Below are 15,625 nucleotides of genomic sequence, written 5' to 3'. Positions count from 1 at the left end.
GCATTACTTTTTTTAGAACTTTCCTTTCTGTTGACATAATTAATTGGATTGTAGTCAACCTTTTTCAGGACAAGACATTAAAAAAATAAACCCGACAGGTTTTTAAAACCTGCCGGGCTTGAATATTATTTTTTAAAAAAATATAAATTATTTAACGATAACCCATTCGCCATTGGCGATTAAAGTTTCCGCTTTTTTAAATTTCATTGTTTCTGTTTTTCCGGTAGCCACTTCCTGAACGGTTACAGTATCATTACGATTGATTTTTGGCATATCTCTCACGATAGTTTCCGTAACCTGACGTTCTTGCGTTTGTCCGGCTTCACGATTGATGTCTTCGCTGTTTACGATTTCATCTTTGCTTAATTTGAAGTTTTCTTTCTGACGAACTTCTCTTGCTTCTTGAATTTCAGGAACGTTTTGAGCCGGTAAATCACCTTTGAATAAGAATGAAATAACTTCTTTGTTAACGTTGTCTAACATTCCTCTAAACAATTTGAAAGCTTCTAATTTGTAGATAAGCAATGGATCTTTTTGTTCGTGAACGGCTAATTGAACAGATTGTTTCAACTCGTCCATTTTACGTAAATGTTTTTTCCAGGCTTCATCAACGATAGAAAGAGTGATGTTTTTCTCAAAATCAGCGATTAACTGAGCGCCTTCTGTATCGTAAGCTTTTTTCAGGTCTGTCACAACATTCAACGTTTTGATTCCATCTGTAAACGGAACTACAATACGCTCAAAATGATTGTTTGGCTCTTCAAAAACGCCTTTGATAATTGGGAAAGCTTCTCTGGCACTTCTTTCTGTTTTCTCGGTGTAGAAAGCTAAAGTTTCTTTGTATACTTTTCCGGTGATTTCGATGTCTGTTAATTTTGTAAAATCAGCTTCAGAAATTGGAGAAGTGATAGAGAAATAACGGATCAAATCAAATTCGAAAGTTTTGAAATCGTTTGCTGCTTTATTTTGACTTACAACTAATTCGCAAGTATCGTAAAGCATGTTGGCGATATCCAGTTTCAAACGCTCACCAAACAAAGCGTGACGACGACGTTTATATACTACTTCACGTTGCGAGTTCATTACGTCATCATATTCTAATAAACGTTTACGAACACCAAAGTTGTTTTCTTCTACTTTTTTCTGAGCACGCTCAATCGATTTGGTCATCATAGAATGCTGAATAACTTCACCTTCCTGTAATCCCATTCTGTCCATTACTTTAGCTACTCTTTCAGAACCGAATAAACGCATTAGGTTGTCTTCAAGAGAAACATAAAACTGAGAACTTCCCGGATCTCCCTGACGTCCTGCACGACCACGTAACTGTCTGTCTACACGACGGGAATCGTGACGCTCTGTACCAACGATTGCTAAACCTCCGGCAGCTTTTACTTCCGGCGATAATTTAATATCGGTACCACGACCAGCCATATTCGTTGCAATAGTTACTACTCCGGCTTTACCTGCTTCTTCTACGATTTGTGCTTCCTGCTTGTGCATTTTAGCATTCAAAACGTTATGGGTAACGCCTCTCATTTTAAGCATTCGGCTTAATAATTCTGAGATCTCTACAGAAGTTGTTCCGATCAAAACCGGTCTTCCTGCATTTGATAATTCTGTTACATCTTCAATTACAGCGTTAAATTTCTCACGTGTCGTTTTGTAGATATAATCTTCTTTGTCTTGTCTTGCAATTGGTCTGTTGGTTGGAATTTCAACAACATCCAATTTATAAATCTGCCATAACTCGCCAGCTTCTGTAACTGCTGTACCCGTCATACCACCCAATTTGCTGTACATTCTGAAGTAATTCTGTAATGTAACGGTTGCAAATGTTTGTGTAGCAGCTTCGATTTTTACATTTTCTTTCGCTTCGATCGCCTGATGTAAACCGTCAGAATAACGACGACCATCCATGATACGACCTGTTTGCTCATCGACAATCATGATTTTGTTGTCCATGATCACATATTCTACATCTTTTTCAAATAAAGCATATGCTTTTAAAAGTTGTGTTAAAGTATGAATACGCTCGCTTTTTACTCCAAAGTCCTGGAACAAACGCTCTCTGGCTTCAGCCTCAGCATCTTTGTCTAATTTTTGCTTTTCGATAGCAGCAATTTCAGTTCCGATATCCGGAAGTACGAAAAAGTCCGGATCAGTATCTCCTGAAAGGTATTGGATACCATTATCAGTCAATTCAACCTGATTGTTTTTTTCTTCAATTACAAAATACAAAGCTTCGTCCACTTTATGCATTTCGCGATTGTTGTCCTGCATGTATTGATTTTCGGTTTTTTGAAGCAATTGTTTGATTCCTTCTTCACTTAAAAATTTAATTAATGCTTTATTTTTAGGTAAACTTCTGTAAGCTCTTAACAATAAGAATCCACCTTCTTTAGTGTTTCCTTCTTTGATTAATTTTTTAGCCTCTGCTAAGAAACCATTCGCTAACTGACGTTGTTGCGCTACTAAGTTTTCGATTTTTGGTTTCAATTCATTAAATTCATGACGGTCTCCCTGAGGAACCGGTCCTGAAATAATAAGTGGCGTTCTGGCATCATCAATTAATACAGAATCGACCTCATCGACAATAGCGTAATTGTGTTTTCTTTGTACTAAATCGCTTGGCGAATGTGCCATGTTATCTCTTAAGTAGTCAAAACCAAATTCGTTGTTGGTTCCGTAAGTGATATCAGCGTCGTAAGCTCTTTTTCTTTGTTCTGTACTTGGCTGGTGATTATCGATACAATCAACTGTTAAACCGTGGAATTCGAATAAAGGTGCTTTCCAGGTACTATCACGTTTTGCAAGGTAATCATTCACAGTTACTAAGTGAACTCCGTTTCCTGTCAAAGCATTTAGGTATAATGGAAGTGTAGCAACCAATGTTTTACCTTCACCCGTTTGCATTTCGGCCACTTTACCTTCGTGCAAAACCATTCCTCCAATTAACTGAACATCATAATGAATCATGTCCCAGGTAATTTCTTTACCGGCAGCATTCCATTTGTTCGCCCAAACTGCTTTATCGCCTTGAATTTCGATATACGGTTTAGCCGCTGAAAATTCGCGGTCTTTTGGAGTAGCTGTAACTTCGATGAATGAATTGTCTTTAAAACGACGAGCTGTTTCTTTAACAACAGAAAATGCCTCAGGCAAGATCTCTAATAAAGTTTTCTCGGAGATTTCGTATGCTTCTTTTTCAAGAGTATCAATAGCATCATAAAGATCTTCTCTTTTGTCGATGTCTTCGATGTTTTCAACTTCAGCTTTAAGCGCTGCAATTTTAGCATCCTTGTCTGCTCTGGCTTCTTTAATTCTGTCTTTAAAATACACGGTTCTGCCTCTCAAGTCGTCGTGAGACAAACTCATTAGGCTGGTTTCGAATGTTTTAATTTTGTTTAAATAAGGTTGTAAAGCTTTGACATCTTTTTGTGACTTGTCACCTACAAAGACTTTAATAATACTGTTTATGAAACTCATGATTTAGTGTATTTCTATTATATGTAAATGTGTATTTGAACCAAAAAAAAAGCCTCGGTGATGAGACTTTTTCCTTTGGTTTATTTTTTAATATTCATCCTCATTCCAAAGATAATCTTCGTCTGTTGGATAATCAGGCCAAATTTCTTCCATTGATTCATATATCTCTCCTTCATCTTCGATAGACTGAAGGTTTTCTACTACTTCTAACGGAGCACCAGCTCTAATAGCGTAGTCAATAAGTTCGTCTTTGTTAGCAGGCCATGGCGCATCACTTAAATAAGATGCTAATTCTAATGTCCAATACATCTGTTATCTGTTTAGTTTGTGCAAAAATAAATTTTTTACTGAAAAAGACAAGTAAATTTTGATTTATTTTAAGAAAATTTAAGAACGTCTTTTTTTTAAATTCCAAATATTTAAATTCCAAATTCCAAAAACGAAAAATGAAATTCCAATATTTGAGTTTTAAATCCCAATATCTAAATTCCAAATTCCAAAAAAAGGACTGTGAAACTCTAATGTTTTAGCTCCCGATTTGAAATTTTTAATAAGATTTCAAAATTCGAAGAATTTTTAATCTTTGGTTGGAATTTGGGATTTCAAAAATTGGAATTTTGAGAAAATTTATTTTCTCGGTATCCATTTTACTTCCTCCGCTTTTAAGTCTGAGGACAACTTCCGTGCCAAGACAAAAAGGTAGTCAGAAAGTCGGTTTAAGTACTGAATTGCGATTTCGGGTACATGCTCATTATGGCTTAAATGTACTGCCAAACGCTCTGCACGACGACAGATACAACGTGCAATATGACAATGTGACACAGTGGGATGACCACCCGGTAAAACAAAATGAGTCATTTGCGGAAGGCTTTCTTCCATCTGATCAATCTCTTTTTCTAATAATTCGATATCGGTATCGATAATTCCAAGATTTTTTAAGCGAAGTTCTCCGTTTTTTAAGACTTCTTTTTCTGCAGGAGTTGCCAAAATGGCGCCTACCGTAAACAAACGATCCTGAATTTCGATTAAAATCGTTTTATAATGGTCATCCATTTCCTGATCTCGGATAAGACCGATGTAAGAGTTAAGCTCATCAACAGTTCCGTAACTGTCAATTCTGATATGGTCTTTAGGAACGCGATCACCACCAAAAAGGGCGGTAGTGCCTTTGTCTCCTGTTTTTGTGTATACTTTCATTTTTTTTAAGGTGCTAAGGTTCTGAGATTTTGAGATTTCTTGAATAAGACTGTAAAGTTTTATAACCTGAAACTTGAAACCTGAAACTTTTTTGTAATCTAAAATTACTTACTCGTGTCACTTTCTATCAAGCCATCACGTAAACGAATCACGCGATGTGCGTAGGCGGCAATGTCTTCTTCGTGTGTAACCAGAATTACGGTGTTGCCTTGTTCGTGTATGTCGCTAAAAAGTTTCATGATCTCGACAGAAGTTTTACTGTCCAAATTTCCTGTTGGTTCATCGGCCAGGATAATTGAGGGTTTATTGACCAAAGCACGGGCAATAGCAACACGTTGGCGCTGCCCTCCCGAAAGCTGATTCGGTTGATGATCCATCCTGTCTCCAAGATTTACCTGTTTTAGTACTTGTGTAGCACGTGCAACCCTTTCTGACTTAGAATGACCGGCATAAATCATAGGTAGTGCCACATTGTCTAAAGCGGTAGTTCTGGGTAACAGATTAAAGGTCTGAAAAACAAAACCAATTTCTTTATTTCTGATCTCTGCCAATTCGTCGTCGCGCATTTGGCTCACATCTTTACCATTTAATATATAATTCCCGGAAGTTGGTGTATCGAGGCAACCTAATAAATTCATTAAAGTTGATTTTCCTGAGCCCGAAGGTCCCATCAAAGCGACATACTCTCCCTTGTGTATTTTTAGGTCAATACCTTTTAAGACATAAACAATTTCATTACCCAAAACGAAGTTTCGTTTGATGTCGGTTATTTTAATTAATGGATTTGCCATTTCAGTTTACAATTTTGGATTTAAAAGTACAAAACACTTTTCAATAATTGATGAGTAGGCATTATTTGATTTTTGTTACAGAAATGTTTTGCTTAGGATTAGATAATTAGATAATGATCTGAAATTTTCTAATTAATTCAAGCTACTAGTCTAAAAAGATAAAAAGTTAGAGCCAAAAGTGAGAAATGTTGATTTTTTGATTGATTTAGATCAATTGCCTCCAGTTTTAACTGGAGGTTATTCAAATAAAATTTGCATTCGGATTACAAGTAAATAAAGTGATCAACTAGCAACTTGAATTAATTATCATATTTATAGTTTAATTAGGCTCTAATTACGAAATGCTCTTTCTCCTGTTCGCGTCTAAAAAAGACAAAGCCCCACTGAAACGTATCGATGGTTACTTTTACTTTTGGATGGTTTTTAAGGACCTCCCAGGTTTCTTCCATTTCCGAAGACCAATGAATGTCATCGAAAATCCAAACTGTATCGTTGGTAATGGTTGGTAATAAAAGATCGAAATAAGCCAAAGTAGCTTTTTTGGAATGATTTCCGTCGAAGTAGATCAAGTCGAAGTTTTCAGTTTCGGTTTTCAGGTCTTTTTGAAGGCTTTTGAAATAATTTTCAAACTCCGTTACAACTGTTTTGACATTATCGCAGTCAAATTCCTTTAATTGGTTTTGTGCAATATGTGCCGTTTCGGGACAACCTTCTAAGGTAATTACTTTTGTTTTTGGATTCCCCAAGGCAAGGGCGGAAGTAGCCAGACCTAGTGAAGTTCCAATCTCTAAAATCGTATTGGGTTGAAAATAGCGTACAACACGGAATAATAATTCGGCGCGTTTTGGAGAAATCCCGGCAGTTTTGGCAATTTTGGCAATTTGACGGGTATTCGATTTAAAGACTTTGGATCCGGCACCAAAATCAGTTACTTCAATAAAGCTTTTGTTTTGTAGAAGTGATTCCCGATACTTTTTTAAGAGCAAATATTCGGGTTTTGGTTTTCTGTCGTAAAAACATTTCGTCAGTAAATTAAATACAAACGGAGAATGAACGGCATGTTCGTTCTTAGAATGCCAAAGGAATTTTAGGTATGATTGTATAATATGAAGCATATTTAATTTTTACAGTTGTCATTCCTGGGAATGAGAAATCGCATCAGCATTTCGGCAAAGATTGGCGACATGCTGTACGGATTCTCTTGTGTGATTCCTCGTACCTCGGAATGACAAGCTAAACCTTGAAACATAAACAATAAACCCTATCCTTCCATTTTAGCAGAAAGCTCAAACCAACGCTCTTCTTTCTGGTCAATTTTTTTGATAATGTTTTCAAGCTCTTTCGCTTTTTTCTCGATGTCAGCATCGGCTACTTTGCCGTCAGAGAACAATTGTTCGATTTTAGTTTTGTCGATTTCTAAGTCTTTAATTTCTCGTTCCAGTTTTTGATATTCCTTTTGCTCGTTGAAAGTTAAATTTCCTGTTGGGTTATTTTGTTTCCAATCTTTCTTTTCGGCTTTGTTTTCTTCTTTTTGGGCAACATCAGCACTGTCTTCGTAAGCGCGGAAATCAGAATAGTTTCCGGGAAAATTTTCGATTTCACCCTGTCCTCTAAAGACAAATAGGTGATCTACAATTTTATCCATGAAATAACGGTCATGCGAAACTACCAGTAAGCAACCCGGGTAATCTAAAAGGAAACTTTCCAAAACATTCAGCGTAACAATATCCAAATCGTTTGTTGGCTCATCAAGAATCAGGAAGTTTGGATTTTGAATTAAAACGGTACATAAATACAAACGTTTTAATTCCCCACCGCTTAACTTTTCGACATAGTCGTATTGTTTTTTAGCATCAAAAAGAAAACGCTCTAACAATTGTGAGGCTGAAATCATTCTTCCTTTTGCAAGTGGAATAAATTCGCCATATTCTTTAATAATATCAATAACACGCTGACCCGGTTTCGGATTGATTCCGCTTTGGGTGTAATAACCGATTTTGATGGTGTCACCTTTTACTACACGACCACTATCAAGCGGAAGTGTTCCGGTAAGAAGATTCAGGAAAGTTGATTTTCCCGTTCCGTTTTTACCAATGATTCCAATACGTTCACCACGTTGAAAATCAAAACTGAAATTATCCAGAATCACATGGTCTTTGAATTTTTTGGAAATTTTGTGAAGCTCAACAATTTTGCTTCCCATTCTTTCCATATTGATTTCAAGCTCTACTTTGTTTTCTTTTCGTCGGCTTTGTGCTTTTTCTTTGATTACGTAAAAGTCATCCTGACGCGATTTTGATTTTGTCGTTCTCGCTTTTGGCTGGCGACGCATCCACTCTAATTCTTTTACGAACAAGTTTTTGGCTTTGTCAATGCTGGCATTTTCAGAAGTAATTCGTTCTTCTTTTTTCTCTAAGTAGTAGGAGTAATTTCCTTTGTATTGATATAGTTTTCCGTTGTCTAATTCGATGATTTCATTACAAACACGTTCCAGAAAGAAACGGTCGTGAGTTACCATAAACAACGTAATGTTTTCTTTGGCAAAATAACTTTCAAGCCATTCGATCATTTCCAAGTCCAAGTGGTTGGTTGGCTCATCTAAAATCAACAGATCTGGACGGTTGATCAAAATGATAGCCAATGAAAGACGTTTTTTCTGTCCTCCTGAAAGATTTTTTACTTTTAGTTTAAAATCTTCCAGTTTTAATTTGAATAAAATCTGCTTGTATTGCGTTTCAAAGTCCCACGCATTGTGCTGATCCATTCCGTCAAAAGCTTTTTGATACGCTTCTTCATCGTTTGGATTTTCTAATGCTTTTTCGTAGGCTTCAATTATCTTAAGAGTCTCATTGTCTGAAGCAAAAATACTTTCTTCAATCGTCAATTCGTCCTGAAGATTATTGTCTTGCGAAAGAAACGCCATTCGAATCCCTTTTCTTAAAACTACCTGACCGGTATCAGGCTCGTCTAAACCATTAATAATACTCATGATGGTTGTTTTTCCTGAACCATTTTTGGCAATAAAAGCAATTTTTTGGTCTTTATTGATTCCAAATGAGATGTTGTCAAATAAGGTTCTTTCGCCAAAAGATTTGGATATATTCTCTACAGATAGGTAATTCATGAAAATGGGTAACTGAAAGTCAGTTTTTTTATGTTTAAAAATAGATAACTAATTTAGCCTCTAACTTTTGAGTGTTCTAAAAAAGATGGCGCAAAGATAGGTTTTTGGAGCAAACAAAAAAAGAGCTTTTATAGATGGCCAAATTTTGACATAAATACGTTATAATCCAAAAAAAACAACCTGTAACAATTTCTGAAAATCTCAGACCTATTAAGAAAACCTAAAACCTTAAAGATGAGTAAAAACGAAACCAACTCCGGGAAATTTGCAGACTTCGAAATAAACATAAAAATAAAACTTTCGGCTATGTGGTCGTCGATTATGTTTTGTTATATCTATGGAGATTATTTTTCACTTTATGTGCCGGGTAAAGTTCAGGATTTTATAAGTGGTGAAACATTGTTGGATTCTCCGGTGAAATTATTTGCTGCAGCACTATTGATGACAATTCCGGCCTTAATGATTTTTTTGTCAGTGGTACTAAAACCTAAAATAAACCGAGGGTTAAATATCGTTTTTGGAGTTTTGTACACCGCAATTATGGTATTGATAGCCGTTACTACCATTGCCCCATGGTGGACTTTCTACGTATTTCTTGCAGTAGTTGAAAGTTGTATTACAGCATTAATCGTTTGGTATGCCTATAAATGGCCCAGAACAGCCCACTAGAATACTAGCTACGAATTACACGAATTATCACGAATTGAATTTTAAAATTTAGAAAAACCAGTTTAATGCCTTTAATCTGTGGCAAAAAAGTATAGCCACTGATTTCACTGATTAAAAGGATTTTTTTCTCTGATTTATTATTAGCGCGAGCGAACCGATGAAATAATTAGTTCCTTAAAGTGATGTTTTAACAAACAAAAAAATCCACTCTATTGTTAGTAAAGTGGATTTTTGGTATGAAGAATTTTAGCTTATAAATTTTCCGAAACTAGTTTTTTATAGGTTGATTTTCTTTTATAAACTTTTGGAAATTTTCTTGTGATTCGAAATAAGCGACGTTTCCTTCTTCGTTTAGTGATACAATATAGGCTGAGGCTTTGTCGATTTTTTGTCCGGTAAGAGGGTCTGTTGCATTTCGGACCGTTTCGTCAGATGGGATGCGTTCTACACACATATTGCAACATCCGTAGTACATTTTTCCATCAAACGGAACTTCTATTTGTTTTTTGCCCATGTGTTTGTTATTGACCATACATACTTCATCGTTAGGAACATGTTGGGCTTTGTTGGGAGTCGTGTTTTGCTGTATGGGCTGTTCTTGTTGAGTTTGCGTTATGACTTGCGCTTTGTTTTCTTTGTCTTTGCACGAAATGAATATTGCAGTGACTGCAGCGATAATTAAGTATTTGCTATAGGTGATCATTGCTTTATTTTTTAATTTTTGTTCCTTCTGTTATTTCTTCTGTAGCTTTTAGGAGTAGGTTGTCTCCTTCGTTTAATTCGCCGAAAACTTCGATTTTATCCATTAACGGACGTCCTTTGGCAACAGGAATGTTTTTCGTTATTCCGTTTTCGACACGAATTACATAAATCCCAATATTGCTTTCCACCAAAGCTGTTTTCGGAATGAAAAAGGTGGCTTCTTTTGCTTGTAACGGAAGCATTGCTTCTACCACCATTAGCGGTTTTAGTTCAGGAAAGATTTTTATTAAATCGGCTTCGATGCGTTCGGAGCGAAGTTTGAAATCTAAGACGCCTGATTTTCGCGATATTTTTGCCATGTACTTTTTTTGAGGAAGTGAACTGACTTTAAAGTGTATCGAATCTCCCAGATTCAAATAAGCGGTATTGGCTTCTGGAACAGAAAGCGAAACTCTCAGTTTTTTGTTGTCCTGAAGCACCAATAAAGGTTTGTCGGAGCCTTTTCCCATTGGGCCAACATAAGAGCCCAAATCGATATTTCTTTCGGCAACGATTCCGTTAAAAGGTGCACGAATCACCAGATAATTGTTTATGACTTGTATTTCCTGATAGGCTGATTTAGCTGCTTCCAATTGCGCGTGATCAGCTAGTTTTCTGGCTGTAATCTGATCTAAGGCGTCTTTGGCAATGGCTCCTTTTGTTTCATTTGCTTTAAACATTCGATCATAGTTCGATTTTGTGGCAATATATATGGCTTCTTGCGCTTTCCATTTTGATTTTGCTGCGGCTAGTTGTGCCTGAATCTCCGGAGCTTCGAGTACAAGAATAACTTGTCCCTCTGTTACTGTTGAACCAATGTCTACGGGAAGTTTTTTAACATAGCTATTGACTTTGGCATAAATAGCAGTTTCCTGGTCTGAAATTAATTCTCCCGCTAATTTTAAGGGGACAAGAGGATTGCTTTTTTTGATAGACACTGTTTCAAAATTGGGCATCATCATTGGCATCGCGCCTGGTTTTTCGGCCTTTTTGTTTTCTGAATTGCAGGATGCAAATACAATTCCGATAAGGATATAATAAATTAGTTTCATGATTTTATTTTTCTGATGTTAAATAATATGTACTGTTTTCGTCTTCCGGATCCAATGAAGGGGATTGTGTAGAGGCTTTGCCTTGTATCCATACAAATACTAGCGGTAATAGCAGTAATACACTAAAGGATGAGGCAATTAATCCACCGATTACGGCTCTTCCTAATGGGGCAACTTGATCACCACCTTCGCCATGTCCGATAGCCATAGGCAACATACCTGCAATCATAGCCAGTGTGGTCATAATAATTGGACGAATACGGAGTGAGGCTGCCTGAATGGCTGAACTTAATGCATTTCCGTTTTCCATTCGTAATGTTTCAGCATTGCTTATCAATAAGACGGCGTTGGCAATAGAAACTCCCACCGACATGATAATTCCCATATAAGATTGCAGATTTAAGGTTGAGCCCGTAGCTTTCATCAGTAGGAGTGATCCTAATATTACAAAGGGTACGGTGGTAAGAATTACAAATGAAACTTTGAACGACTGGAAATTGGCTGCCAACATCAAAAAGATAACAATAATGGCAATTAATAATCCTACAGCCAGACTGTTCATGGTTTCGTCCAGAACGGGTACCATTCCTGAGATTTGAATATTTATTCCTTTTGGTAACTCTCCCAAAGAAGCGATTGCTGCTTGTACATCTTTTTGGGCTCTGCCTAAATCAGCATTATGAATATTGGCAGTAACCGGGGTGTAACCCATTGTTCCCAAGTTGTAGCTTTCTCCCAGAACTTTGGTTGGTGTAATTGTAGCTACATCGCCAAGAACCGGTCGGTCGGAGTTTTTTCCCAGCGGAATATTAAGCAATTCATCTTTAGTGGTTAATATGTTTTGAGGTGTTTGCACCTGTACATCATAGGCGATTCCCATCATTCCGCCTACCCACATATTTTTGCTGGTGTAACGGGAAGAAGCTGTAACCGGAACTAGGGAACGAGCAATATCCTGAGCATCAATTCCTAATTGTGCGGCTTTTAATCTGTCGATATTAATTTCGAAAGCCGGATAATTTAAGGATTGTGGAATTTGCTGATCTCTTAAATAGTCAATCTCCTTTAGTTTAGCCAATAGTTTGTTGGCATACATCACATTCATTTTTTTCATCATTCCGGAGAAACGAACTTCAATAGGCGTATTGGTACCCTGACTTAAAATCTTTTCTGTTAGCTCTATTGGTTCAAAGGAAAAATGCAGCTCGGGCATTTTTTCTTTCATATGATGTCGAATTTTTTCTTTTAAATCGTTTGTGTTTCCTTCATAATCTTTTAATGCTATTTGCATCAAAGCCTCGTGTGGTCCTGCGTTATACAGGTAAATCGGACTTACAGCAAAGGATGAAGGATGCTGACCAATAAATACCGAAGAAATAGCAATGTGTTTTTTGCCAATTACAGTTTCCATTTCGCGCAAAACCTGCTTGATTTTTAATTCGGTTTTTTCAATGCGGGTTCCTTCCGGTGCTTTTATACGTACCTGAAACTGACTTGAATTTACGGTTGGCAGTACATCTTTTCCTGTAACATTATAGGTAATAAAAATGCCTAGTGCAACCAAAACAAAACTAACAGTCAGAATTGTTTTGCGTTTTTGCATAATAGATTGAAGAAATGTTACAAAACGATTTTTAAAAGCATCAAACTTGTCTTCCTTATGTTCGTGATTTTCCGCTTTAACTTTCATTAACCAATTGGCCATTACAGGAACAAAGGTTTGAGACAGGATAAACGATAAAATCATTGAAAATCCAATAGCCAGTGCCAATGGCATAAATAAAGAACCCGGTATTCCTGTCATCATAAAAGCAGGTGCAAATACAGCCAGAATACAAAGCAGAATTAATAGTTTAGGGAAGGCAATTTCGCGACAAGCATCAAGTATTGCTTTGGCTTTTGTTTTGCCCATTGCCAGATGCTGATGGATGTTTTCGATTGTAACGGTACTTTCGTCAACTAGAATACCAATTGCCAAAGCCAGTCCGGATAGCGACATAATGTTGATACTCTGCCCGAATAATTTCAAAAATAAGACTCCCGAGATAATCGAAATCGGAATGGTTAATACCACAATTAAAGCCGCTCTGTTATCACGCAGGAATAATAAAACCATCAATCCGGTTAACAAAGCTCCTAAAACACCTTCCAAAATCAAACTTTTTACCGCATTGATCACATATACCGATTGGTCAAATTCATAAGAGATGGTTACATCTTCGGGCAAATTGTTCTGGATCATCGGAATGGCTTTTTTTAAATTTTTCACCACATCCCATGTCGAGGCATTACCTGATTTTGCGATATTGATATAAACCGAACGTGTTCCGTTAATCAAGGCATAACCGGTTGTAATATCGGCTCCGTCTTTTACCGTTGCGATATCGCGGATATAAACATTATCTACACCGTTTTTAAAGATTGGAATATTTCCAAAATCGGCAACTTCTTTAATTGTATTGTTTGTAGGAGTTAAATAATTAATATCATCTACATATATATTTCCCGATGGAGAAGTAATATTATTGCGGCTAATGGCCTCTACAATTTGCTCAGGAGTCAATTGATGAGTACGCAATTTGTTCGGATCGATATTGATTTCGATGGTTCTTGGGCTTCCGCCAAAAGGAGGAGCCGTTGTCAACCCAGGAATTTTAATCAAAAATGGTCGTGCGGTAAAATTGGCAATATCCTGTAACTCATTGTTGGTTTTGGAGTTACTTTTAAAAACCAATTGTCCCACAGGTTGTGACGATGCATCAAATCTGATAATGAACGGAGGCGGAGCACCGGGAGGCAAGAATACTTGCGAGCGATTGGATAAGGCATTGATTTCGGCAATCGCCTGTCCCATATTGGTACCCTCATAAAAGTTGATTTTCATTAAGGTAAGTCCTTGCGTATTCTTGGTTTCTATGCTTTCGATACCACTGGTGAACAGCATCATATTAACATACATTTTTGTAAAGTAGCCTTCCATTTGTTGTGGAGTATAACCATTAAAAGAATGGGCTATATACACAACAGGAAGATTCATATCGGGCAGTATGTCTACCTTTATATCTTTGGTCGCTTTAATTCCGAAGAACAAAAGTCCCAGCACCATCACCATAATAGAGATGGGCTTGCGCAGGGCAAAACGTATTAAATTCATAGTGTTAGGCTTTAGTAAATAGCATTTAATAAAATAGTCAGGTCACCTTTGGCAGCAGCTTTAATCCATAAGGCCTGCCAGATGTTGTTTTGTGCTATTTCGTAGTCAATTTCGGCTCTGTTGAGCGTGTAAAAAGATTGTGTCAGGTCAACAATAGTGGTTAATCCGTTATTGTACAGTGCTGTATGTTGCTGGTAGGCTTCAGTAGCAGCTTTTACTTGTGTCTCTGTTTCTTTAAAATTTTCAAAGGCATTTTTTAGTTTATCGTCCGCCAGCTTTTGTTGTGCCGTGAGCTCCTGATTCATATAATCATATTCTTTCTGCAATGATTGCGTAATGAACTTTTGTTCTTTCTTTTTTGAAGATTGACGATATAAATTCATCAGGTTCCAACTGATACCAATACCCACAATATAATTGCTGCGGTCTATACCAACACCATCAGAATAAGATTTGGAAAAAGCAGCATTGTCCTGAACATAATTCCAGTCAAAACCTGAACCACGACCTTGTAACACACCAAATGACGAAATTGACGGAAGTCCAAGAGCAGATTGCAATTTCTCTTGTTGCATGCTTTTTTGAATAGTACTGTTTTGCCATTCCAAAATAGGATGTTTGTCGGTTGTTACTGAAGATTCCAAAAGTACCGCTGGTATTTTTTTAGTAAAGAAACTGTCCAGTTCGTATTTTTGATATTCTACTCCCATCATAACAGCAAGTGCTTTGGAGTAATCAAGTTCTAAATCAAAGGCTTTTATTACCGCCGATTTGGCATTGGCAACTTCTGCTTTCGCTAAAGAAAAATCAACTTCGGGAATCAGACCGCTATTAGAGCGGCTTTCTGTTGTAGTGGCAACCACTTCGGCACGCTCGAGATTTTTATCCTGTACAAACTTGATGCGTTGTGCAGCCAAAAGGTTCAGATAAGCAGCGCCAACTTTTACCTGATGCTGGAATTTCAGTTGCTCCAGATCTTTTTGAGCAACCGTTTCATCGGCTTTGGCTATGGCTACCTGGTTTTTTATTTTGCCAAAAGTAAAGAGGTTCCAGTTAAAGTTTGCCAGATAAAGTGAACCAAAAGCGGCATTCCAGTTTTGCTCCTGCAAAGGCATAGAAGTAGAAGCAACACCCAAACCACCATAACCGTATAAAGGGCCGTTTTGAGCATTAATGGTTCCATAACTTTGTTGCGCCATCAAAGTAAAGTCAGGTAAATACTGGCTTTTTTGATACGTTGTATTTTCTTTAGAAGCCAAGACCAAGGCTTCTTTGGCTTTTATTTTTTCAAAATTTTGAACAGCATGTTCAAGTGCATTGGGTAGTGTTATGGTTTGTGCCGACAGATTTACTGTGGTAAAACCAAAGAATACCCATGCAAAAAATTGCATTTTCATACATTTATATT

General features: G+C 37.0%; 11 protein-coding genes. 1 reads left to right on the top strand and 10 read right to left on the bottom strand.

All coding sequences use genetic code 11. The annotated features are described in order from the left end of the window. Nucleotides 1-147: 147 nt before the first annotated feature. The 6 genes from secA to G3A47_RS10735 all read right to left on the bottom strand — a co-directional run bounded on the left by secA (nt 148) and on the right by G3A47_RS10735 (nt 8,601). The gene (secA, locus tag G3A47_RS10760) at nt 148-3,489 is read right to left on the bottom strand and encodes a preprotein translocase subunit SecA (RefSeq protein ID WP_166922160.1); all 3,342 of its coding nucleotides are present in this window, start codon (nt 3,487-3,489) and stop codon (nt 148-150) included. A gap of 87 nt (nt 3,490-3,576) precedes the next feature. After that, nucleotides 3,577-3,798: a DUF2795 domain-containing protein gene (locus tag G3A47_RS10755; protein ID WP_007138072.1), complete on the bottom strand. Its 222-nt coding sequence runs from the start codon at nt 3,796-3,798 to the stop codon at nt 3,577-3,579. A 318-nt stretch (nt 3,799-4,116) separates the two neighbouring features. Continuing rightward, on the bottom strand, nt 4,117-4,686 hold the full coding sequence (locus G3A47_RS10750) for a cob(I)yrinic acid a,c-diamide adenosyltransferase (RefSeq protein WP_166922159.1): 570 nt from the start codon (nt 4,684-4,686) through the stop codon (nt 4,117-4,119). A gap of 104 nt (nt 4,687-4,790) precedes the next feature. Further along, complete coding sequence (locus G3A47_RS10745) at nt 4,791-5,477, bottom strand: ABC transporter ATP-binding protein (protein ID WP_166922158.1); 687 nt, start codon at nt 5,475-5,477, stop codon at nt 4,791-4,793. Nucleotides 5,478-5,800: 323 nt separating this feature from the next. Beyond that, the gene (locus G3A47_RS10740; protein ID WP_166922157.1) at nt 5,801-6,592 is read right to left on the bottom strand and encodes an O-methyltransferase; all 792 of its coding nucleotides are present in this window, start codon (nt 6,590-6,592) and stop codon (nt 5,801-5,803) included. A 146-nt stretch (nt 6,593-6,738) separates the two neighbouring features. Beyond that, nucleotides 6,739-8,601 (bottom strand): ABC-F family ATP-binding cassette domain-containing protein, encoded by a 1,863-nt coding sequence (locus tag G3A47_RS10735; RefSeq protein WP_166922156.1) that lies wholly within the window; start codon nt 8,599-8,601, stop codon nt 6,739-6,741. Nucleotides 8,602-8,835: 234 nt separating this feature from the next. Between G3A47_RS10735 and G3A47_RS10730 the strand changes: the two genes are divergently transcribed. After that, entirely contained in the window at nt 8,836-9,270 is a 435-nt protein-coding gene (locus G3A47_RS10730; RefSeq protein ID WP_166922155.1) for a DUF6326 family protein, read from the top strand. Nucleotides 9,271-9,538: 268 nt separating this feature from the next. On the opposite strand, the gene G3A47_RS10725 is transcribed toward G3A47_RS10730, so the two are convergent. Genes G3A47_RS10725 through G3A47_RS10710 form a run of 4 tightly spaced genes read right to left on the bottom strand, consistent with a single transcriptional unit; the run spans nt 9,539 to nt 15,614 of the window. Further along, nucleotides 9,539-9,973: a hypothetical protein gene (locus tag G3A47_RS10725; protein ID WP_166922154.1), complete on the bottom strand. Its 435-nt coding sequence runs from the start codon at nt 9,971-9,973 to the stop codon at nt 9,539-9,541. A 4-nt stretch (nt 9,974-9,977) separates the two neighbouring features. Continuing rightward, nucleotides 9,978-11,063, bottom strand: coding sequence for an efflux RND transporter periplasmic adaptor subunit (locus G3A47_RS10720; RefSeq protein ID WP_166922153.1), 1,086 nt, complete (start codon nt 11,061-11,063; stop codon nt 9,978-9,980). A 4-nt stretch (nt 11,064-11,067) separates the two neighbouring features. Continuing rightward, nucleotides 11,068-14,217, bottom strand: a complete 3,150-nt coding sequence (locus G3A47_RS10715) for an efflux RND transporter permease subunit (RefSeq protein ID WP_166922152.1) — start codon at nt 14,215-14,217, stop codon at nt 11,068-11,070. 11 nt (nt 14,218-14,228) lie between these two features. Further along, nucleotides 14,229-15,614, bottom strand: coding sequence for a TolC family protein (locus G3A47_RS10710; RefSeq protein ID WP_166922151.1), 1,386 nt, complete (start codon nt 15,612-15,614; stop codon nt 14,229-14,231). Nucleotides 15,615-15,625: the final 11 nt, after the last annotated feature.

The sequence above is a fragment of the Flavobacterium poyangense genome, from assembly GCF_011751075.1.
Lineage (GTDB): Bacteria > Bacteroidota > Bacteroidia > Flavobacteriales > Flavobacteriaceae > Flavobacterium > Flavobacterium poyangense.
Note: the sequence above shows the minus strand (reverse complement) of the source record. Positions and strands in the feature narration are given on the sequence as shown.

Excerpts from the sequence above, each read along its gene's own strand:
- secA (WP_166922160.1), bottom strand. The coding sequence starts at position 3,489 with ATGAGTTTCATAAACAGTATTATTAAAGTCTTTGTAGGTGACAAGTCA.
- G3A47_RS10755 (WP_007138072.1), bottom strand. The coding sequence starts at position 3,798 with ATGTATTGGACATTAGAATTAGCATCTTATTTAAGTGATGCGCCATGG.
- G3A47_RS10750 (WP_166922159.1), bottom strand. The coding sequence starts at position 4,686 with ATGAAAGTATACACAAAAACAGGAGACAAAGGCACTACCGCCCTTTTT.
- G3A47_RS10745 (WP_166922158.1), bottom strand. The coding sequence starts at position 5,477 with ATGGCAAATCCATTAATTAAAATAACCGACATCAAACGAAACTTCGTT.
- G3A47_RS10740 (WP_166922157.1), bottom strand. The coding sequence starts at position 6,592 with ATGCTTCATATTATACAATCATACCTAAAATTCCTTTGGCATTCTAAG.
- G3A47_RS10735 (WP_166922156.1), bottom strand. The coding sequence starts at position 8,601 with ATGAATTACCTATCTGTAGAGAATATATCCAAATCTTTTGGCGAAAGA.
- G3A47_RS10730 (WP_166922155.1), top strand. The coding sequence starts at position 8,836 with ATGAGTAAAAACGAAACCAACTCCGGGAAATTTGCAGACTTCGAAATA.
- G3A47_RS10725 (WP_166922154.1), bottom strand. The coding sequence starts at position 9,973 with ATGATCACCTATAGCAAATACTTAATTATCGCTGCAGTCACTGCAATA.
- G3A47_RS10720 (WP_166922153.1), bottom strand. The coding sequence starts at position 11,063 with ATGAAACTAATTTATTATATCCTTATCGGAATTGTATTTGCATCCTGC.
- G3A47_RS10715 (WP_166922152.1), bottom strand. The coding sequence starts at position 14,217 with ATGAATTTAATACGTTTTGCCCTGCGCAAGCCCATCTCTATTATGGTG.
- G3A47_RS10710 (WP_166922151.1), bottom strand. The coding sequence starts at position 15,614 with ATGAAAATGCAATTTTTTGCATGGGTATTCTTTGGTTTTACCACAGTA.